The organism is Phyllobacterium sp. YR620 (assembly GCF_900104165.1).
Taxonomy (GTDB): Bacteria; Pseudomonadota; Alphaproteobacteria; order Rhizobiales; family Rhizobiaceae; genus Phyllobacterium; species Phyllobacterium pellucidum.
This window is the reverse complement of sequence record NZ_FNJP01000001.1, coordinates 560,836-582,331: the sequence shown is the minus strand read 5'-3', so window position 1 is coordinate 582,331 and position 21,496 is coordinate 560,836. Positions and strand designations below refer to the sequence as shown.

The following is a 21,496-nucleotide window of genomic DNA, read 5'->3' as shown; positions in this document are numbered from 1 at the left end:
ATCAGTGTTCTCCTGCAACGGTTCGGCTGCGCGCGGCAAGCTTTGCCTGCAGCATGACGACGACGAGCAGGAAGAGCCCGCGGATGACCGACTGCCAGTAAGCCGAAAGCGATATCCAGCCCTTGCCGTTCTCGAAATTGAGGACATTGAACAGGATGCCCAAAAGGAGCACGCCGGCAAGTGTCGCCCCGACCGAGCCGACGCCGCCAGTCAGCAACGTGCCGCCGACAACGACTGCGGCAATGGCAAAAAGCTCCCAGCCGACACCCTCGATAGGCTGGCCGGCGCCGAATTGCGAGGCCAGGATCACACCGGCAAGCCCGGCAAGCCCGCCGCTTCCGAGGTACACGAGGAACTTGATCCGGTCGGCCGGCAGACCCATAAGGCGCGTCGCGTCCTCATTGCCGCCGACGGCGAGGACGCCGCGACCCGTTCCCGTGAAGTTCAGGACGATCCAGCCGATGATATAGGCGAGAATCGCGATCCAAGCGGGAATGGGAAAACCGAGGAAATTGTCTTGTCCGATCGACGTGAAGCCGCTGTCATAGGATACGGATACCGACTGATTGTCGGCAAGCAGCAACGCCGTACCGCTCGCGGCGAGCATCATGGCGAGTGTGGCGACAAAAGGCATTATCCGCAGACGCGTCACGAGGATCGCATTGACGAGACCGACGCAGAGGCCAGCACCGACGCCGGAACCTAGTCCGATCCAGACGCCATAGGGACTGGCAAGCGCCGCAACGACACTGCCGAGCGCCGCAGTCGAACCAACCGAAAGATCGATGCCACCGGTCATGATGACGAAACACATGCCGAGGGCGACAAGCGCAAACATGGAGTTGTAGCGGAGCACGCTGGTGATGTTGAAGAAGCCGAGAAAATAGTCGTAGCGCGCCCAGCCAAACAGGACGAGCAAAAGCAACGCAACCACGACGCCATAACTTCCAAGCAGGGAGATCAATCTGGTTCTGGTCATGCGCGCCTGCCCTGTTGCTGTATCCAGACCGCGAGCACGATTATGCCAGCCTTGACGACGAGGGCCGCTGCGTCCGGCACACCATTGGCGAGCAGCGTATAGCGAACGAGCTGGATAGTCATCGCGCCGAGAAGCGTGCCGATGATGGTTGCCTTCCCGCCGCTGAGAAGCGTTCCGCCGACCGCGACGGCCGCGATCGCGTCGAGCTCCATGCCGAGCCCCACGAGGTTGGCGTCGCTCGACGAGTTGATGGCGATGACGATGAGTCCCGCTATCCCCGCGCACAGTCCGCTGATGGCGTAAACCGCCAGCTTCACCTTCGACACCGCGATGCCCGCAAGTTCCGCCGCCCGTTCATTGCCGCCAATTGCGATAATCTGCCTGCCGAAGACGGTCCGTCTCAGCACCCAGGCGGCGGCGACGACCAAAAGCGCCATGAGCACCACCTGGACAGGAATGCCGAAGATGCGGCCGAGACCGATGAACTGAAATTCCGGCACGCGGAAGGTCTGCAAATTACCGTTGGTCAACACCTGGGCAATGCCGCGCCCGGCGATGAAAAGCACGAGTGTCGCGACAATCGGCTGAATGCGGAACTTGGCGATTAGCCAGCCATTAAAAAGGCCGAGCAGCCCGGCAATGCCGACCGAGACGATCATGGCCGCAGCAACTGCCAGGCCGACATTGTCGATCGGAACGATCTTGCCCAGGAAGATCATCGGTGCCAGCGCACCTGAAATCGCCATCAGCGAGCCGACGGAAAGATCGATGCCGCCGGTTGCGATGACAAGCGTCATTCCCACTGCAACGATGACGATGGTGCAGACCTGCGTAAGGTTGACGTTGAGCGTCTGCATCGTCGCAAAATTACGGGTAAAAGCAAAATTGAAGAGAAGGAGCGCAACGAGCGCAATCAGGGTACCGTAGCGCGCCATGAAATCCATGGGGACGAAGGGTCGCGAAACGCTCTGCTGCCGGGTCGTGTCGGTCAAGACAGGGCCTCCGCAATCGTCGGCGGGCTGCCATGCGCCATGGCCGACATCACCGCATCCTCCGTCGCCTCACTGCGGTCAAACGTGGCAACGCTCAAGCCCTCCCGCAGGACGAAGACCCTGTCGGCGCCCTCGGTGACTTCTTCGAGCTCGGATGAGATCATCAATACCGCGAGGCCTTCATCGGCGAGCGATTTGATCAATGACTGGATCTCGCCTTTGGCGCCGACATCGATGCCACGCGTCGGTTCGTCGAGGATGAGCAGGCGCGGGTTCATGGCGAGCCACCGTCCCAGAAGGACCTTCTGCTGGTTACCGCCGGAAAGTTCGCGCACTTTCTGGTCAGGTCCCGAACATTTTACGCCGAGTTGCTTGATGAAACGTTCGACGATTTCGCGCTGCGCCTTCTCGTCGATGACACCGGATTTGCTGAGTTTCGGCATCAAGGCCAGCATCATGTTTTCGGCCACGCTCATTTCAGGCACGATGCCTTCGCTCTTGCGGTCCTCGGTGCAAAATCCCATCCCTGCGGCAATTGCTTCTGCGGGGCCGCGTGGTGCGAATTTTTGCCCGTCGAGTTGCATCGTACCGGCGCGTGGCCGGTCGATGCCGAAGACAAGCCGCGCCGTCTCGGTGCGCCCCGCACCGAGGAGACCAGCAAACCCCGCAATTTCGCCCTGCCGTACGTCGAAGGAAACATCCTGGACCGCCTGGTTGATTGCGAGATTTTCGGCCGACAACAGAACATCGCCAATCTTGCGTCGATCCCGCTCGCTGAAGGCGGTCGCATGCCCTTCGGCGCGGTCTATCGTGCGTCCAAGCATGGAAGAGACAAGCCCGATCTTGTCGATCTCGATCATCCGCGCAGATTTGATGGTCCGCCCATCGCGCATGATCGTGACGCGATCGCAAACTTCGTAAAGTTCATCGAGCTTGTGGCTGACGAAAATGACCGAGACGCCCTCTTGCTTCAATTGGCGGATAACGTCGAAGAGCACGCTCACCTCGCGTTCGTCGAGCGACGAGGTTGGCTCGTCCATAATGACCAGCTTGGCAGAAAAACCGATGGCGCGGGCAATGGCGACCATCTGCTGGGTCGCCGTGTTGAATTCCATCAACGGGCGGCGCACGTCGATACGCACGTTGAATCGCTGCAGCAATGTTTCGGCTTCCTGGTGCATGCGCTTCCAGTCGAGAAAGCCGAAGCGCCGTGCCTCCCGGCCAAGACAGATGTTTTCCGTGATGGAGCGATAGGGGACGAGGTTGATCTCCTGGTAGATCGTGCTGATGCCGCTCGCCTGGGCCTGATGTGGCGAAAAGACCTCGAACGGCCGGCCGTCAAACGTCACTTCGCCGGCATCGCGGCGATGATAACCGGTCAGCACCTTGATCAGGGTTGATTTCCCGGCACCGTTCTGGCCGATCAGGGCATGGACCTCACCGCGCCCCACTTCGAATGAAGCGCCGGACAGAGCCGAAATGCCGGCAAACCGCTTGTCGATCCCCGTCATCGATAGAAGTGTACCGGTGTTCATTACCAAGCCGTTTCTGCAGAACGTGGAAAAGCTTCGACGCCGAATAGAATACGTCGAAGGAGGGCCAGCGCCCTATTGAGCGCTGGCATGTTGATAAAATCAATAGGCGGTGCTCAGCAGGTCCTTGGCGTTGCTCGCGTCATAGAACTGGTCCGGATTGATGAGCTTGGCAGGTATCTTTTCGCCGTTTGCGTAGGCGACAGCCGTATCAAACGCTTTTGGACCAAACCGCGGATTGCATTCGACGACTGCCGCGATCTTGCCATCGACAACGCCTTGCACGGCTTCCTTGCCGCCATCGATCGAAAGCACGAGAATATCCTTGCCCGGCACCTTGCCCGCAGCCTCGATAGCCGAAATGGCACCAATGGCCATTTCGTCATTGTGGGCATAGACGACATTGGCGTCGGGATGGGCCTGGAGCAGAGTTTCCGCAACCTGACGGCCCTTGTCGCGCGCGAAGTCGCCGGTCTGCGAGGCTACGATCTTGAAGTCCGAGTTCTTGGCGATGACGTCGTCAAAACCTTTTTTGCGGTCGTTGGCGGGCGACGAACCGGTGGTGCCTTCAAGTTCGATGATCGTCGTCTTGCCATTTGCATTCTTGACGAGCCAATCGGCGACGCGCTGTCCTTCCTCGATGAAGTTGGAACCGATGAAGGTAACGTAGTCCTCACCCGGCTTGGCAAGCGAGGCATCGACATTACGGTCGAGCAGAATGACCGGAATGCCGGCATTCTTGGCGGCCTTGATGGCCGGGATCAGCGGTTTTTCTTCCCGCGGGGCCAGGAAGATGAGGTCTACGCCCTGGGCGATCATCGAATTGACGTCAGCGACCTGCTTGGCGGCGGAACTTGCGGCGTCGGTGTAGACGAGCTGCCAGCCGCGCTTTTTGGCTTCGTCCTGCATGCTGGCGGTCTGAGCGAGACGCCACGGGTTGTTGCTCTCGGTCTGGGCAAAGCCAACCTTGTAGGTATCTTTCTTCTTCAGCGGCGGCGATTCCGCAAAGGCGTTGGCGGCAAACACGGCAGCAGCAAATCCCGCGGCCGAAGTTAAAAGCAGAGTGCGGCGAGTGATGGTCATAAAAATTCCCTCCCAGAAATCTAGCGGGGTCGTCCCACTAAGCAATCATCGCTGCTTATAAAAATTAGTCAATAATTATTTATATTGATTAGTCGGATCAACTGCTCCTAATATCGCCAGAGGTTCGGGGCGAGTCGTTGCGCCGGGCAGGAGGGTGAACAACGCAAATGAGCGAAACAGTGGAAAAAGACCCCACTGAGAAACCCAAAAGGGCTCGCGTGACCACCCGCCGCAAGCGGGTAAGCAAACGCGTGACCATGACGGATATCGCCCGCGCAGCGGGATGTTCGCAGGCGACCGTCTCATTCGTTCTCAACAAGACTCCGGGCATCAAGCTCGCCGCCGAGACGCGCGAGCGCGTCATCGAAGCTGCGCGCACCCTCGGGTATGCCGCGCCGAGCTTTGCTCACATGGAACCTGGCGAAGCGCATATTCCTCGCATTGAAGGCAAGATCGGCTTCGTGGTCGATCAGCTCGCCACAAGCCCCGAGGCCGTTGTCGCCATAGAGGGTGCGCGGCAGGCGTCATGGAACGCCGGCAATATCATCCTTGTAGCGCAGACGCTGAATGATCCGGAAATGGAGCCACGCACCATCCATGCCCTGCGCGAGCAAGGCATATCGGCGCTCATCTACATGGCGATCTTCACCCGCGAGGTGGTGCTTCCCAAGGCGGTCTATGAACTCGACGTGCCGGTCATACTCTTGAACTGCTACTCGGCCGATCACGCCTTTCCCGCCGTTGTGCCGAGCGAAATTGCCGGCGGCCAGCATTCGACCCGCCACCTCATTCACCATGGCCACCGCCGCATTGGCACGATCACTGGCGAACCGTGGATGGAAGCGGCCAAGGATCGCCTGAAAGGTTACAGGCGCGCCCTTGCCACGGCCGACATTCCCTTCGACCCGCAACTCGTCATCGAAGGCGACTGGTCGGCAAGTGCGGGCTATGCCGCGACGCGAAAACTGCTTGAGCTCGACGACAGGCCGACCGCCATTTTTTGCCAGAACGATCGAACCGCCATTGGCTGCTATGAAGCATTGAAGGAAGCCGGCTTGCGTATTCCCGAGGATATTTCCGTCATCGGCTATGACGACGAGGAAATTTCACGGCATCTGCATCCGCAGCTTTCCACCTCTGTTCTGCCGCATCGCGCCATGGGCCGTTGGGCAATCGAGCAACTCGACAGCTATCTTCACAACCCGGCCAAGCGCTATCCGGTGACGAAGCTCGAATGTCCGCTCGTTGAGCGACTGTCAGTGACCGATTGTGCTGAGCGGAAAGCCGCATATCGCTAGGCCTCGGATTTTCTCTTCACATAGTCGCTTCGATCGATGCCGTGCCGTTGCAGTTTGTCGTAAAACGTCTTGCGGGGTATGCCGAGCGCTTCGATTGTCGTTCGCACATCACCCTGATTTGCTGCAAGGGCATCGCGAATAAGTTTCGCCTCGTACTTTTCCATGGTCTCCGGCAAGCTTTTCGGGTTCGTCGCCTGACTGGTTTTGACGTCGGCAATATCGTGGAGGCCAAGCGCCATCCGCTCAGCAAAATGCGCAAGCTCGCGCACATTCCCCGGCCAGTCGTGCTCCATAAGCCGCGAGCGAATCGCAGTTGTAAATTCCGGCGGTTCCGATTTGAAACGAGCGGCCGCGCGGTTGAGAAAGTGCGTGAAGAGAAGCGGGATATCGTCCTTGCGCTCGCGCAAAGGCGGAATAGAGACTGTGACGACGTTCAAACGATAGAACAGGTCCTCACGAAAATTGGCGCGCTGCTCGGGACTGCCAAGATCGACCTTCGCGGCAGCGACGACCCTCAGATCAACGGAGCGGTGCTCGTTGGTTCCGAGCGGCGCAACTTCGCGCGTCTCCAGAACCCGCAGCAATTTAACCTGTGTTGCAAGCGGCATGCTTTCGATCTCGTCGAGGAATAGCGTGCCGCCGCTCGCATGTTCGATACGCCCAACGCGTTTCTTCTGAGCCCCCGTAAACGCTCCCGCCTCATGGCCAAACAATTCACTTTCAATGACCGTGTCCGGTAGCGCCCCGCAATTGAGCGCGACGAAATTTCCTTGCTTGCGGCGGCTCCATTCGTGCAAGAGGCCGGCGGCCACATCCTTGCCGGTACCAGTTTCGCCGGCGATCAGTACATCGACATCGGCATTGGCGACATGGCGTAACGTCTTGCGCAAATTCTGCATGACCGGGGTCTGGCCGAGCAGAGGCATCGCCTCGTCGGACGATTCGAGTGCCAGGCGCAATTGGCGGTTCTCGATCACCAGCCGCCGTTTCTCCAACGCACGCCCTATGCTCTGCACCAGGCGCTCGGCGGCAAAAGGTTTCGCGATGAAGTCATAGGCTCCTTGGTGCATGGCCTCGACCGCCATTTCGATATCTCCATGCCCCGTGATGAGGATAACCGGCAGATCCGGATCGACTGCGCCCAACCGGCGGAACAGTTCGAAGCCGTCCATATGCGGCATGCGCACATCCGTGACGACGATACCCGGGAAATCCGGCGTCAGAAACCGCAGCGCGCTCATCGCATCGGCAAAGGGAGCGACATTGAAACCGGCAAGTTCCAGCGTCTGGCGATTGGCGTTGCGCAACTCGTCATCATCATCGACAAAAGCAACAATTGGCTGGATATCCGTCATGCGACCCTCGGCAAATGCACCGTGAACGTCGTCCCGCCCGAACTCGATACGATTTCGATACGGCCTCCATATTCGGCGACGATGTCATGACAGATGACCAGCCCCAGGCCGAGGCCGCGCTCCTTCGACGTGTTGAACGGCGTGAACATCGCCTGCATGATGACGTCCGGAATACCGGGGCCATTGTCAGAAACAATGAGCGCAACTTCGTCTTCGTTCACCGCATAGCGCAGATTGATACGGCTTTTTGGCCCACCTTCCGTCGCCTCGAGGGCGTTCTGCATGAGGTTGATAAGTACCTGTTCGAGCCGGATGCGATTGCCGTTCACCTTGATTTCGGGAGGCGGGATGTCGGTCATGATGTGTCCTACCGTCTGGCGAAACCGGCTACCGAGCAGAAGCATGGCACCATCGATGATGTCGCAGACGGCGATTCGACCGGTGTCGCCCGTGCCCTTGCGTGAAAATGTACGCAGTTCATCCGTGATGCTGCCGATCCGTTCGGTGAGCCCGGCAATCGATGCGAGATTTGCCTTGGCGGAATCGAACTGCGTGCGGTCAAGAAAGATCTGGGCGTTATCGGCATAGGCGCGGATCGCGGCGACAGGCTGGTTGATCTCATGGGCGACGCCGGCTGTGACCTGCCCGAGGATGGCGAGGCGGTTTGCCTGTACAAGTTCCTGCTGAACCGTTTGGAGCTTTGCTTCCGTCTTCTGCCGCTCTTCCGATTCCATGACGAGTTCCGCGTGGGCGGCGCTGAGATCGGCCGTGCGTGCGGCCACCCGGCGTTCAAGCTCGATCCGGGCCGCGTCCTGCTCGCGGGCCCGGCGCAGTGCAAGGCCCCGACGCCGCATGACAAATGCCGCCAGTCCGGCCAACGGGGCGAGCACGAGCAGTGCGAGAGAAAGCGCCGTGCGGGTTGCTTCTGCCACGGCGGCTGTCGATGGCGTTAACAGCTGCAACGTCCAGTTGGTGGTTGGCACCGCAGCTTCGACACGCACGAACTCCGCGCTCTTGGTCGCGCCGGGCAAGCGCGCCGCCACGATATCAGGCTGACTTTGCGGCAAAGCAGGAATGACATTAAGGGGCTCCAGCGGCGCATCGCCAAACTGGAGACTTTCGCGCAGCGGCCGCTTCTGGTCGGCGGGAACCGCCTCGCGAGTCATGAAGCGCCATTCAGGGAAACTGGTGATCAGGACGATGCCGCGCTGGTCGGTGACGAAGGTCGGGTCGCTGTTTTTGCGCCAATCGGTTTCCAGTTCATCGAACTCGACCTTCACAACAATCACCCCGAGGAGACCGGAAGGACCGTCGATCCGCTTGGAAATATAAAGGCCAGGACGCTTGCTTATGGTTCCAAGTGCGTAGTGCTCGGCGCTACCATTTTCCACCGCCCGCGTATAATAGGGACGGAAGCTGTAATCGATGCCGACGAAACTGGTGGGTTCACGCCAATTGCTCGCGGCAACCGCAAGGCCATTGGCATTGAGAAGGTAAATGACAGCCGCCCGGGTTCCGGGAACGAGGCTTTCGAGCCTGCCGTTAATCAGCTTGAACATGCTCTCACTGCCCGACGACAGGGCGCTGAGAACGTCACGGTCTTGCGAAAGCACCAGCGGCAGGGACCGCTGCTTTTCAAGCACCGTCCGCAAGAGGACGGCGTTAAGCTCGGCGCTGCTTTGTGCGCGAGCCCGCAGCGAGTCATAGGCGCGTTCGCGACCATAGCGCGCCGCGCCCAAAAGGCATGCGCCGATCAGGATTGCCGCAACGACGGCGAAAACATATTTCGCCACAGGCTTTGACTTGCCATAGGCGTCGACAGGACCGATTTCTGAAGCGTGCTCCATTAATCCACCTGTGCATAAATCCGCACAAATAACAATAATATCGTGCGAAACTTCGCACGGATACACAGCAACCCATTCTTATGTGCAAATAATATCATTTGTTTTCAATGGTTTATTAAGTTGCACGAAACTGGCACGACGCTTGCAAAACCAAATCTCAAGGCATGGACCATTCCAGCCCTAACCGAGCCTCGGGAGGCTGACAGGCGTTTCTGCCAGACGCGGCTCATACCATGGAGGAAGTCATGAGTCCTGTGACAATCAACACAGCGCCGCAGCCATCGCGCGGCAAGACACCAATTTACGCCCATCTCTATTTCCAGGTCATCGTTGCGATTACCATCGGCATTCTGCTCGGCCATTTCTATCCGGAAATCGGCACGAGCATGAAGCCGCTCGGCGATGCTTTCATCAAGCTCGTCAAGATGATCATCGCCCCCGTCATTTTCCTGACGGTCTCCACCGGCATTGCCGGGATGAGCGACCTGAAGAAAGTCGGCCGCGTCGCCGGCAAGGCAATGATCTATTTCCTTACCTTCTCGACCCTTGCGCTCATCGTCGGCCTTATCGTTGCCAATCTCGTTCAGCCCGGCGCGGGCATGAATATCGATCCGGCATCGCTCGATGCAAAGGCAGTGGCAACCTATACGCAGCAGGCGCATGAACAGAGCGTCGTCGGGTTCCTCACCAATATCATCCCGACAACGATCGTCGGTGCGTTTGCCTCCGGCGACATCCTGCAGGTCTTGTTCTTCTCGGTTCTCTTCGGCGTGTCGCTGGCAATGGTCGGCGAAAGGGCAGAGCCGATCACCAACTTCCTGCAGGCTCTTGCCGCCCCGATCTTCAAGCTGGTTGCGATCCTGATGAAAGCCGCCCCAATCGGCGCTTTCGGCGCGATGGCCTTTACAATCGGCAAATACGGTATCGGCTCGGTCGCCAATCTGATCATGCTGATCGGAACCTTCTATCTGACCTCGCTGCTCTTCGTGTTCTTCGTCCTTGGCGCCGTCGCCTGGTATAACGGCTTCTCCATTCTCGCGCTGATCCGCTATATCAAGGAAGAACTGCTTCTGGTCCTCGGTACGAGTTCGTCGGAAGCGGCATTGCCGACACTGATGGCCAAGATGGAGAAGGCGGGCTGCAAGAAATCCGTCGTCGGCCTGGTCATTCCCACCGGCTATTCCTTCAATCTTGACGGCACCAACATCTATATGACCCTGGCGGCCCTGTTCATCGCCCAGGCGACCAACACACCGCTGACGCTTACCGACCAGGTGCTCCTGCTGCTCGTTGCAATGTTGAGTTCGAAAGGCGCTGCCGGCATTACCGGGGCGGGCTTCATCACCCTTGCTGCCACCCTGTCGGTCGTTCCCGCGGTCCCCGTTGCCGGTATGGCACTCATCCTCGGCATCGATCGCTTCATGTCCGAATGCCGCGCCCTCACCAATCTCGTCGGCAATGCAGTTGCCACGATCGTAGTTGCCCGCTGGGAAGGCGAGTTCGACAAGAACCAGTTTGATCTCGCCCTCAACGGAGGCTTCAGCGAAGACGAGGCACTCGTCCCCGCGGAATAATACTCCAGCGTCTCGAAGCGAAGGCGGGCTCAAGAGCCCGCCTTATTCATTTGTCGGACAGTCGCTCATGCCATTTCGCGGCATAGGCCAGAAATTCTTCGTCAAGGGGCTCAACCATAACGCTCGACTGTTGAAGATCACATGTGGCGCCAGCGAGCAAAGCGGCTCCGAGGCTTGTACCCGTCGAGCCTGGCAACGCAATGATCTCGCGGCTGGTAAGAGAGCGCAGCGCCGAGAGGTAAACGCCGTTGCGCGAAAACGGACCCTCCACAACAGTCGGCCCCGAAGCGCCGATCAGTCCAAGGCAGGTGTGCGTCATCAAGGCGGCATAGAGCGAAGCTGCGGAATTTCGCTCCATTGCATCCGAAGGTTCCCCGTTCGGCCAAACGGCTTTACGCTGCGGGAAGGGGCCGGACCCATTGACGACGCCCGGCAAAATCATCAGCCGTCTGTCCACAACATCGCGCAGCGTACCGGCATCGGGTTCGCGCTTGTCGCCTGCGGTGAGAATGTCGAATTCACGCCCGCCCATGAACCGAGCCGAAGGCACGGCATGGCCGTTGGCATCGACATTCGCGAGCGTGTCCCGGTCAGGATCAAGGCGGTCGAGCTGCCCGCCGACGGCAAATGAAACGACCCAGGTTCCGGTCGATACGACCGCGAAGGGCGATTTTCGGGTCATAAGGTGGGGAAGCAGCGAAGCGTTGGAATCATGAAGGCCGCAATAGACCGGGATAGCCCTATCGCCGCCGATCTTACCTGCGACAGCGGGCGTCAAATTGCCGATCCGCTCAAAGGCGGAGCGAATTGGCGCCATCAGATCACGAATACCCAAGGTATCGACGAGGCTCGAATAGGCATTTGCCTGCGGATTCCACAGATCCGTGTGACAGCCGAGCGAGGTAACCTCGTTGGCGGCAATTCCCGTCAACCGCCACACCCAATATTGAGCATAGGTTAGGATCGTGCGCACCTTGGCGAAGGCTTCAGGAAACTCGGTCTTCTGAAAATGTATCTGCGCACCGACATTCAATCCTCCGGAAAGAAGCGGTGAACTTGTCTCCGCAAAGGGCGGGCGCAGCTTCCTGTAAGCGGAGCGCACGGTTTCCGGGTATTCATATTCGTAATCGATCACCTGCATTGCCAGCGCATCATCGCCGAGCAGCGCCGCCGCCGCCCCGTGTGCTGTAACGGAAATCGCATCGACACCCGGCGCTATGACGAAACTTGCCAGTGCGCCGACAACAAAATCCCAGAGCGCATCTACATCGTAATGCGGATAGGGGCCCTCGCGGATGACGGTGTTAGCAACGCTGCGCGCGGCAATCTCGGTTCCAGTCGCGGCATCGACGACCACCACTTTGGCATTGGTCTTGCCTATATCGAGGACGGCTATGTTGTGGCGCGACGTCATGGCATATGGAACAGGCAGACAAGTTCGCTCTGCACCGGCGAGTTGTCCTCATTGGTCGCCATGATGTCCGCCATATGCGCCCACCATTTCTTCATGACCGGATGATCGGGCAGACCTTGCATTCCGTGATCACTCGGGCGCGTCAAGACACCAAAGAGCGTGTTGGTTTCGCGGTCTAGATGAATCGAATAGTCGCTGACGCCCGCATCATGGAGAAGACTGACGAGTTCCGGCCAGATCGCATCGTGGCGGCGTCGATACTCGGCTTCCATGCCAGGATTGAGGTGCATCTTGAAAGCGTATTTTTCAAGCTCGCTCATGCTGGCTTCCTGCGTCCCAACCGGCGGATGACGATCGGCAGGGTAATCGTTGTGATCAGCAGCAACCCGATGAAGATCGACATTACAATGCCGGGCACATTGAGGAGCCCTAGTCCGAACGTCACGAGCCCCATGACGAAGGCTGCGATAACGACGCCGCCAATCGTTCCCGAGCCGCCGAGGATCGAGACGCCGCCAAGAACGACCATGGTGACGATCTCGAGTTCCCAGCCTTGCGCGATCGAGGGGCGTGTCGATCCAAGACGCGAGGTCAGGCAAACGGAAGCAATTCCCGCCATGAGACCCGTCAAAAGGAACAGGGTGAATTTGATGCGCTCGACATGGATGCCGGAGAAACGCGCCGCGAACTCGTTGTTGCCGATCGCATAGATGCGGCGACCGAAATTGGTCGCGTGCAGGACGACTGCGAAAATCACGGCAAGCACGCCAAAAAGAAAAAACTCGAAGGAAATGACCCAGAACACATAGCCCTGGCCGAAATAGGCGAACGAAGGTGGATAGCCGCCATAGGCCTGATCGCCAAGCACAATGTAGGCGATGCCGCGAAACAGGCTCATCGTGCCAATGGTCACGACAATGGACGGCAACCGCAGTCCTGCCACGAGAATACCATTGATGAGGCCGCAGCCGAGGCCAACGCCAATGCCGATGAGGACGAGTCCGGGGGTGCCGATGCCTGCCTGCGCCGCCGCGCCCATGGCGGTAGAGGCGAGGGCGATAATTGCGGCCACCGAAAGGTCGATCTCGCCGGAAATGATCAGCAGCGCCATGGCAAAGGCGACCATGGCCTTTTCGGTGAAGTTGAACGTCGCGTCCGATAGATTCCATGCGTTGAGGAAGTAGGGCGAGGCGAAGGCGTTGGCGATGAAGATCAGTACCGCCACCATGAATAGGAGCGCTTCCCAACTCGCGAACAGCCGCGTCGTGGATGTGCCGAGGCGATCGGGAATCTGTCGTCTTTCGGAAACCGCGCTCATGCTGCCACCCCTATCTCTTCTGATGCACCGCGATCGCGCAGGATGATGCGGCCCCGGCGGCGTTCCTGGCGCGCGTTGAATATGACGGCGGCAATAATCACCGAACCCGAAATCGCCATCTGGGCGAAGGGCGATATGTCGATGACCGGCAGCGCATTCTTGATGACACCGAGAAACAGAGCTCCGAGCACCGCGCCCGCTACGGTTCCGATTCCGCCAAGGGTCGAGATTCCGCCGATGACGCAAGCTGCGACGGTATCGAGTTCGAAACCGGCAGCGATATCGACATAGGCCACCGCATAGCGCGATACCCAAAGATAGGCGCAGAGCCCGGCAAGCGTGCCGGAGATCACGAAAGCATAGAACCGCGTCCGCCCGACATCGATGCCTGCATAGACTGCTGCCGTGGGGTTACCACCGGAAGCATAGATAGCGCGTCCGAGGAACGTGCGCGACATGATGAGATACATGATACCGACGATAACGATTGCCGTCCAACCGAGAAGCGGCAAGCCGAGAAAGAGCTGCCGCGGCGTCTGCAAGAAGGGCTCGGTCATCTGGTGAGCGTTAACCCAGGCGCCCCCGGAAAGAACGAACGCCATGCCGCGATAAATCGTCAGGGTTCCGAGCGTGACGACGATCGAGGGGATGCCCAGCTTCCAGACGAACAGACCGTTGATTGCACCAAGGACAGCGCCTATGCCGAGAGTCACAAGCACGATGGCGGCGAGCGGCAAATCGGGATGAGCCGCATTCAACATCCCCACCGCCATGCCGGTAAATGCCACGTTGGCGGCGACGGAAAGGTCGATAGACTTCGTCAGGATCACCGTCATCTGGCCGAGCGCGAGAATAATCAGGATCGACGTATCGTTAAAGATGTTCGCAAGATTGGCAGGGCGGGCAAAGCCGGGTGAGCGCGTGGAAAATGCTGCGACGAGAATGGCGATGACCACCACCAGCAGCATTTCGCGATATTTGAACAACTGTCTGATCATTTCACGCATTCCCGGTTGCGGCTCGAACCAGCGTCTCGGCATTGAGGTGGTTTCGCTCGTAAATGCCCGCTGAAAGCCCTTCGCGCATGACGAGCACACGGTCGGACATGCCGAGAATTTCCGGCAGCTCAGAGGAAACCATGATGATGCTAAGGCCTTCGCCGGCGAGCTCGCTGATGAATGCGTGAACGGCCGCCTTCGACCCGATGTCGATACCTTTGGTCGGCTCATCAAGGATGAGGATCTTCGGCTGTGTCGCCAGCCATTTGCCGATGACGACCTTCTGTTGGTTGCCGCCCGAGAGCGTTCCGACAGGAACAGAAAGCGCCGCGGCGCGAAGATCGAACCGTTCGGAGTATTTCCTGGCAAGCGCGAACTCCGCGGCCGCGCGCAAAAAGCCGGAGCGCGACGTGCGCGTCAGCGAAGGCAGCGATATGTTCTGGTAGATCGGCAGTTCCAAAACCGCGCCGTGACGGCCGCGCTCTTCCGGAACGTAGACGATACCAGCCTTGATCGCCTCGCCGGGAGAGCCGATCGTGATTTCTTCGCCATGAAGCCGCAGTTTGCCGCCAGACGGCCTGGTCACGCCAAACAGGGATTGGCAGATCTCCGAACGACCGGCACCCACCAGGCCATAGATGCCGAAAATCTCCCCTTTCCTCAGCGTGAAGGTGATATCGCGAAATTCCGTCGGATGCGTGTAGTTCTCGACGGACAGCACCGCTTCACCGAGCGGAATCTCGACCTTGGGGAAGGCATGCTCGATGGAACGGCCAACCATAAGCCGCACGATCTCGTCCTGCCCGGTGCCGGCGAGCACGCCGCTGCCGACAGCCTTGCCGTCGCGGAACACCGCATAGTTGTCGGCGATCTCATAAACTTCGTCGAACTTGTGGCTGATGAAAAGAACCGCCTTGCCCTGTCCCTTCAGCCGCCGAACGATCTGAAACAGATCATCGACCTCCTTGCGCGACAGTGCCGCTGTCGGCTCGTCCATGATGACGATGCGAGCGTCGACGGAGAGCGCCCGCGCAATCGCCACGAGGTGGCGCTGTGCGATCGAAAGATTTTTCAGGCGGGTGCGTGGATCGATATTGCTTTCAAGGGAATGCAACAGCGCAAGAGCCCGCGCATTGACGGCTTTCCAGTTGACGAAACCGAGCCTGGTCTTCGGCGCGTGGCCGAGAAAGATGTTTTCGGCCACCGACAATTCGTCGAAGAGCACCGTCTCCTGATGGATCGCCGTAACGCCGAAATCGATGGCGTCCTGCGCATTGGTAAAGCTGACGGCATCGCCATCGACGCGGATCTCGCCTTCATCAGAATGGTAAATCCCGGTCAGAATCTTCACCAGGGTCGACTTGCCCGCGCCATTCTCGCCGATCAGCGCCGTCACCTTCCCCGCATAGAGGGCAATGTTGACGTCGTTGAGTGCCTTGACGCCGGGAAACGACTTGGAGATTCCGCGCATTTCGAGAAGCGGCGTCCCCAGGCGTTGATCTGACATGGCAATCTGGTTCATCGAACATTCCGAGAGTGAAGGAATGCCCGGCAGACGTGCTGCCGGGCGGGGGGCAGTGTCGAAAATCAGAAGATTTTCGAGAACTGGTCGATGTTCGTTGCGTTGTAGACGAATGGATCGGCCATGGCGGCTTCGCCGTTCTCGCCCACTTTGATCTTGCCCATGCGGCCGGCATCGATCTCGCTGCCCGGCGCGCCGTCCGTCTCGCCCTTGACGAGGCGATAAGCGATTTCGGTGGCTGAGTAGCCAAGGTCGATCGGGTTCCAGATGGCGAATTCCTTGGTAACGCCCGACTTGATAGCGCCGGCCATCTCCGAAGGCAGGCCGAGGCCTGTGACATAGACATCGCCGATCTTCTTGGCATCAGCGACGGCCTGCGAGGCCGCAAGGACACCGACCGTCGTCGGCGCGACGATGACCTTCACGTTCGGCTGGGAGGTGAGGATGCCCTGTGCTTCGCGGTAACTCTTGTCGGAAAGGTCATCGCCATAGACGGTGGTAACGAGGTTGAGGCCCGGGAAGTTCGGCAACTGCTTTTTCATCTCGGCAATCCAGGTGTTCTGGTTGGTCGAGGTGGTGGTTGCCGAGAGAATGGCGAAATCACCCTTGCCGTCCTTCAGATGGTTGGCGGCGAGTTGCAGGCACATCTTGCCAATGAGTTCGTTGGATGACGGATTGAGGTGCATGATGCGGCCATCCTTGCCGACAGCCGAGTCCCAGGAAATAACCTTGATGCCGCGGGCCATGGCCTTCTTCAGTGCCGGCACAAGCGCATCGGGATCGTTAGCCGAGACAGCGATGGCGTTCACATTCTGCGCGATCAAAGCGTTGATCACCTCGATCTGGCCTTCCGCCGTGGTCGAGGTCGGACCGGTATAGATGACTTCGACGCCGCCGAGTTCCTTGGCAGCTTCCTGCGCGCCCTTGTTGGCAGCTTCGAAGAAGCCATTGCCCAGCGATTTGACGACCAGCCCGATCTTTACCGTATCAGCGGCCTGCGCCTGCGTTGCGAGCATGGCAACGGCGAATGCCGATCCCAGTATGAGTTTCTTCAATAGTTTCATTGTCTGTCCTCCCAGAGTTTGAACCATGCGTTGGATAGTGACCGCTACGCCCTCAAGCGACCGAAGCGGAATTTCGTGACTTGTCCTGATTGACCTTGGCGACGATCAGCTGAATGCCAGCATCCTCCACCATTTTCCGGTCAGCATCGGTAATGCCGTCATCGGTGATGATGGTCGCCACCCGTTGCAACGGACACAGGATCAGGCTGGAACGGCGCGAAAACTTCGTCGAATCGACCAACAGCACCAGATCGTCGGCCTGGTTGATCAGCTTCTGCTCGCCCTGGATGATAAGCGCATCGGATTCCATGACGCCGAACGGACCAACGCCCTGCGCGCCCATGAACATGCGTTTTCCGTAGAAGTTGCGGGTCACGTCATTGTCGAAAGGCGACAGGATGATGCTCTGCTCGCGGTAGATGGCGCCGCCCGGGACGATCACGGAACTTTTGGAGTTCTTCACCAGATGTTCGGCAATGGCAAAAGAATTGGTCATGACCTGCAGCCGTCGCGACGCGAGGAAATGCACCATCTGGAAAGTAGTGGTGCCACCATTGATTATGATGGCGTCCCCTTCCTCGCACAGTGCCACGGCCTCCCTGGCAATGGCGCGTTTCTTGTCCGCGTTTTCGGATTCTGAAACATGGAAGTGTCTGCCTGCGAGCGGCGTCAGTTGCGGCGGATGGACGGCTTCGGCGCCGCCACGCACACGGCGCAGCTTGCCCTTGACGTGAAGCGAAGCGATGTCACGGCGGATCGTTGCCTCTGACGCTTCCGTCAGATCGGCGATGTCCTGAATGGTGATGACCGGCTTTTCCTGAACAGCGCTCAAGATGATGCGGTGGCGCTCACGCTCGTGCATTCGTCGTCTCCTCCTGCCAAGATTTATTGCGCAAAGTTGTGATCAGTGTCAATCAACTTCAATCAAATAATTTCATATTGCACTGCACAATGATGCTAATATGATTGGATTTGATTGTTTATGATTGACAATAAAACCGGTTGTGCTCCATAGCTAAAGGAAATCGCGGCGCTGGCAAATCGAGCCAGACCGGCAATTGACCTATCGGGAGGCGAATATGGCAGACAGGGTCCAACTTCTGGAAAACCGCTGGGACGATGCAAAAGCAGCCGGGCTCGATGAGCCTGGCAAATTGCTCTATCGCTCCAATCTGCTCGGCGCCGACAAGCGCATTACCAATTACGGCGGTGGCAATACCTCGGCTAAAGTCAGCGAAACCGATCCGCTGACGGGCGCGACCGTTGAAGTCCTGTGGGTCAAAGGTTCGGGCGGGGATGTCGGCACCATCAAGCTCGATGGCTTCGCGACGCTGTATATGGACAAGCTGGAATCGCTGAAGTCGATCTACAGGGGCGTCGAGGATGAAGACCGCATGGTGGGGTTCCTACCACACTGCACATTCAACCTGAACAGCCGCGTCGCATCGATCGACACTCCCTTGCATGGTTTTGTGCCATTCAAGCACGTCGACCATATGCATCCCGATGCGATCATCGCCATTGCCGCCTCGAAGAATTCGCGCGAACTGACGCAGGAAGTGTTCGGCGACGAGATCGGCTGGCTGCCCTGGCGCCGTCCCGGCTTCCAGCTCGGTCTCGATCTTGGTGCCTATGTTGCCGCCCACCCCAATTCCAAGGGTGTCGTGCTCGAAAGCCACGGGCTTTTCACCTGGGCCGATGATGCAAGAGAATGCTACGAACTCACGCTCGATATCATCAATAAGGCAATCGTCTGGCTTGACGCAAAGTCGACCGGACGCGAGGCTTTCGGCGGGGAAGCCGTCGCGAGCCTCGATGAGCCAGTCCGACGCGCGATTGCCGCGCGCCTGATGCCGGAGATACGCGGTAAGATTGGTGCTTCGGAGCGCAAGCTCGGCCACTTCGACGACCAGCCTGCTGTTCTCGAATTCGTCAATTCGCACGATTTGCGCCCGCTTGCGGCGCTTGGAACAAGTTGCCCGGACCATTTTTTGCGCACGAAAATCCGTCCGCTGGTGCTCCAGTTCGATCCCGCCAATCCGGATGCGGATGCTGTCGTTGCCTCGCTTGACCAGGCGCTCGAAGACTACCGCACGAACTATGCGCGCTATTACAACGCCTGCAAGCATGCAAACTCGCCCGCCATGCGCGATCCCAATCCGGTGATATTTCTTATTCCCGGCGTCGGCATGCTGTCCTTTGCCAAGGACAAGGCGACAGCACGCATCGCGGGCGAATTCTATGTCAATGCGATCAACGTGATGCGGGGCGCATCTTCTGTGTCCGAGTACCAGGGGCTTTCCGAACAGGAGGCCTTCGACATCGAATACTGGCTGCTCGAGGAAGCAAAGTTGCAGCGGATGCCCAAGCCAAAATCACTCGCCGGTCGCGTCGCCTTCGTTACCGGAGGCGCCGGCGGCATCGGTCGTGCGACGGCTGAACGCCTGCTCGGGGAGGGCGCCTGCGTGGTGCTCGCGGATATCGATCAGGAGGCGTTGAAGCTCGCCCATGACGATTTTGCCAAGCGCTATTCATCTGATGCCGTGCGCAGCGTTCCCTTGAATGTGACTGACGAGGCCGGTGTCATCGCCAGCTATGCGGAAGCGGCCGTGGAATTCGGTGGTGTCGATATCCTGGTCTCGAATGCTGGCATCGCCTCCTCGGCTCCGATTGAGACGACCGAACTTTCGATGTGGAACCGCAACATCGACATTCTGGCGACGGGTTATTTCCTTGTCTCGCGCGAAGCTTTCAGGCTGTTCCGGCGGCAGAAGCTCGGCGGCAATGTCGTGTTCGTTGCCTCGAAGAACGGTCTTGCGGCTTCGCCGAACGCCAGTGCCTACTGCGCCGCGAAAGCCGCCGAGATACACCTTGCGCGCTGCCTGGCGCTTGAAGGCGCGGAGGCAGGAATCCGGGTCAATACCGTCAATCCCGATGCCGTGCTGCGTGGCTCGAAAATCTGGAACGGGGAATGGCGCGAGCAGCGGGCAGCTTCCTCGAACCTTCCGGTGGACGAACTCGAAGAGCACTATCGCAAGCGCTCGCTGTTGAAGCTCAACGTGCTGCCGGAGGATATTGCCGAGGCCGTATACTTCCTTGCCTCGGACGCGGCAGCCAAATCGACGGGCAATATCATCAACGTTGATGCCGGCAACGCTCAGAGCTTTACGCGTTAAGACTGTCTCGGGAGGACATGATGGCTGAACAGAAGATATCCGGCGACCTGATCGCATCCGAGAACGAGCGGCTGCGTGCCGACCACGAGAGCGACTACGAGGCGCTTGGCGCTCATCTGGCGCGGCGCAACATCGACATCGGCGCAGTCACGAAAGAGGTAGCGCAGTTCTTCGTTGCGGTGCCCTCATGGGGTGTCGGAACCGGCGGAACCCGCTTTGCGCGCTTTCCCGGCAAGGGTGAGCCTAGGGGCATTTTCGACAAGCTCGACGATTGCGCCGTCATTCAGCAACTTACGCGCGCGACCCCGACCGTGTCGCTGCATATTCCCTGGGACAAGGCTGATCCTGCGGAACTCAAGGCGCATGCCGACGCGCTCGGTCTCGGCTTCGACGCAATGAACTCGAACACGTTTTCGGATGCACCGGGACAGACGAATTCCTACAAATACGGCTCGCTCAGCCATGTCGACGCCGCCACCCGCGCGCAAGCCATCGACCACAACATCGAGTGCATCGAGATCGGCAAGGCAATCGGTTCCAAGGCGCTCACGGTTTGGATCGGAGACGGATCGAATTTCCCGGGCCAGACAAATTTCGCGCAGTCCTTCGAGCGCTATCTCGCTGCCATGCAGGAGGTCTACAAGGCGTTGCCCGATGACTGGCGCATCTTCTCCGAGCACAAAATGTACGAGCCCGCCTTCTATTCCACGGTCGTGCAGGATTGGGGCACCAACTACCTGATCGCACAGACGCTCGGACCGAAGGCGTTCTGCCTCGTCGATCTCGGCCATCATGCGCCCAACACCAATATCGAGATGATCGTTTCTCGTCTCATCCAGTTCAAGAAGCTCGGCGGCTTCCATTTCAACGATTCCAAATATGGCGATGACGATCTGGATGCCGGGTCCATCGATCCATACCGCCTCTTTCTCGTCTTCAACGAGTTGGTCGATGCCGATCATCGCGGCGTGACGGATTTCCATCCTGCGCACATGATCGACCAGTCGCACAATGTGACCGATCCGATCGAAAGCCTGATATCGAGCGCCAACGAGATCCGCCGTGCCTATGCCCAGGCCTTGCTCGTCGATCGGGAAGCTCTTGCCGGCTATCAGGACGACAACGATGCGCTCATGGCGTCCGATACGCTGAAGCGCGCCTATCGCACCGATGTGGAGCCAATTCTCGCGGAAGCGCGCCTGCGCGCGGGTGGGGCCATCGATCCGATCGCCGCCTATCGCCATAGCGGCTATCGGCAATTTGTAAGCGACAAGCGTCCCGCAAGCGTCGCGGGAAGCGGCGGCATCGTCTAGTCGATTTCCACTCTTGAGAATTACCGAGCAG

Annotated in this window: 17 protein-coding genes; 4 read left to right on the top strand and 13 right to left on the bottom strand. The window is 58.9% G+C overall.

What is annotated here, in order from left to right; genetic code table 11:
* Window position 1 precedes the first annotated feature (1 nt).
* From BLR72_RS02700 to BLR72_RS02685, 4 genes are all read right to left on the bottom strand, one after another.
* Window positions 2–979, bottom strand: a complete 978-nt coding sequence (locus tag BLR72_RS02700) for an ABC transporter permease (RefSeq protein ID WP_091944835.1) — start codon at window positions 977–979, stop codon at window positions 2–4.
* Window positions 976–1,923, bottom strand: a complete 948-nt coding sequence (locus tag BLR72_RS02695) for an ABC transporter permease (RefSeq protein WP_091946516.1) — start codon at window positions 1,921–1,923, stop codon at window positions 976–978. The genes BLR72_RS02700 and BLR72_RS02695 overlap by 4 nt, the downstream gene beginning before the upstream one ends.
* A 44-nt stretch (window positions 1,924–1,967) precedes the next feature.
* On the bottom strand, window positions 1,968–3,506 hold the full coding sequence (locus BLR72_RS02690) for a sugar ABC transporter ATP-binding protein (RefSeq protein WP_091944832.1): 1,539 nt from the start codon (window positions 3,504–3,506) through the stop codon (window positions 1,968–1,970).
* A 99-nt stretch (window positions 3,507–3,605) separates the two neighbouring features.
* Window positions 3,606–4,586, bottom strand: a complete 981-nt coding sequence (locus BLR72_RS02685) for an ABC transporter substrate-binding protein (protein ID WP_027233156.1) — start codon at window positions 4,584–4,586, stop codon at window positions 3,606–3,608.
* 167 nt (window positions 4,587–4,753) lie between these two features.
* Here BLR72_RS02685 and BLR72_RS02680 point away from each other — a divergent pair, with 167 nt between their 5' ends.
* The gene (locus BLR72_RS02680) at window positions 4,754–5,884 is read left to right on the top strand and encodes a LacI family DNA-binding transcriptional regulator (protein ID WP_036815189.1); all 1,131 of its coding nucleotides are present in this window, start codon (window positions 4,754–4,756) and stop codon (window positions 5,882–5,884) included.
* On the opposite strand, the gene BLR72_RS02675 is transcribed toward BLR72_RS02680, so the two are convergent.
* Both BLR72_RS02675 and BLR72_RS02670 read right to left on the bottom strand, forming a co-directional pair.
* Window positions 5,881–7,239 (bottom strand): sigma-54-dependent transcriptional regulator, encoded by a 1,359-nt coding sequence (locus BLR72_RS02675; protein WP_091944829.1) that lies wholly within the window; start codon window positions 7,237–7,239, stop codon window positions 5,881–5,883. The two genes, BLR72_RS02680 and BLR72_RS02675, sit on opposite strands and share 4 nt — an antisense overlap.
* Complete coding sequence (locus tag BLR72_RS02670) at window positions 7,236–9,086, bottom strand: sensor histidine kinase (protein WP_091944826.1); 1,851 nt, start codon at window positions 9,084–9,086, stop codon at window positions 7,236–7,238. Before BLR72_RS02670 ends, BLR72_RS02675 begins: the two co-directional genes overlap by 4 nt.
* Before the next feature lie 233 nt (window positions 9,087–9,319).
* Between BLR72_RS02670 and BLR72_RS02665 the strand changes: the two genes are divergently transcribed.
* Window positions 9,320–10,660: a dicarboxylate/amino acid:cation symporter gene (locus tag BLR72_RS02665; protein ID WP_348271818.1), complete on the top strand. Its 1,341-nt coding sequence runs from the start codon at window positions 9,320–9,322 to the stop codon at window positions 10,658–10,660.
* 46 nt (window positions 10,661–10,706) lie between these two features.
* Here BLR72_RS02665 and BLR72_RS02660 read toward each other — a convergent pair whose 3' ends face one another.
* From BLR72_RS02660 to BLR72_RS02630, 7 genes are all read right to left on the bottom strand, one after another.
* Window positions 10,707–12,074 carry an FGGY-family carbohydrate kinase gene (locus BLR72_RS02660; RefSeq protein WP_091944821.1) on the bottom strand — a complete coding sequence of 456 codons (1,368 nt, stop codon included), beginning with the start codon at window positions 12,072–12,074 and terminating at the stop codon, window positions 10,707–10,709.
* Window positions 12,071–12,394 (bottom strand): L-rhamnose mutarotase, encoded by a 324-nt coding sequence (gene rhaM, locus BLR72_RS02655; RefSeq protein ID WP_027233151.1) that lies wholly within the window; start codon window positions 12,392–12,394, stop codon window positions 12,071–12,073. Before rhaM ends, BLR72_RS02660 begins: the two co-directional genes overlap by 4 nt.
* Window positions 12,391–13,392 carry an ABC transporter permease gene (locus BLR72_RS02650; protein WP_091944818.1) on the bottom strand — a complete coding sequence of 334 codons (1,002 nt, stop codon included), beginning with the start codon at window positions 13,390–13,392 and terminating at the stop codon, window positions 12,391–12,393. The genes rhaM and BLR72_RS02650 overlap by 4 nt, the downstream gene beginning before the upstream one ends.
* Window positions 13,389–14,387: an ABC transporter permease gene (locus BLR72_RS02645; protein WP_091946511.1), complete on the bottom strand. Its 999-nt coding sequence runs from the start codon at window positions 14,385–14,387 to the stop codon at window positions 13,389–13,391. Before BLR72_RS02645 ends, BLR72_RS02650 begins: the two co-directional genes overlap by 4 nt.
* A gap of 4 nt (window positions 14,388–14,391) precedes the next feature.
* Window positions 14,392–15,912, bottom strand: a complete 1,521-nt coding sequence (locus BLR72_RS02640) for a sugar ABC transporter ATP-binding protein (protein WP_091944815.1) — start codon at window positions 15,910–15,912, stop codon at window positions 14,392–14,394.
* A 65-nt stretch (window positions 15,913–15,977) separates the two neighbouring features.
* Window positions 15,978–16,976 carry a rhamnose ABC transporter substrate-binding protein gene (rhaS, locus tag BLR72_RS02635; protein ID WP_027233147.1) on the bottom strand — a complete coding sequence of 333 codons (999 nt, stop codon included), beginning with the start codon at window positions 16,974–16,976 and terminating at the stop codon, window positions 15,978–15,980.
* 52 nt (window positions 16,977–17,028) lie between these two features.
* Window positions 17,029–17,838: a DeoR/GlpR family DNA-binding transcription regulator gene (locus tag BLR72_RS02630; protein WP_091944812.1), complete on the bottom strand. Its 810-nt coding sequence runs from the start codon at window positions 17,836–17,838 to the stop codon at window positions 17,029–17,031.
* Window positions 17,839–18,055: 217 nt separating this feature from the next.
* Here BLR72_RS02630 and BLR72_RS02625 point away from each other — a divergent pair, with 217 nt between their 5' ends.
* On the top strand, window positions 18,056–20,152 hold the full coding sequence (locus BLR72_RS02625) for a bifunctional rhamnulose-1-phosphate aldolase/short-chain dehydrogenase (RefSeq protein ID WP_091944809.1): 2,097 nt from the start codon (window positions 18,056–18,058) through the stop codon (window positions 20,150–20,152).
* A 20-nt stretch (window positions 20,153–20,172) separates the two neighbouring features.
* Complete coding sequence (gene rhaI / locus BLR72_RS02620; protein ID WP_091944806.1) at window positions 20,173–21,465, top strand: L-rhamnose catabolism isomerase; 1,293 nt, start codon at window positions 20,173–20,175, stop codon at window positions 21,463–21,465.
* Window positions 21,466–21,496: the final 31 nt, after the last annotated feature.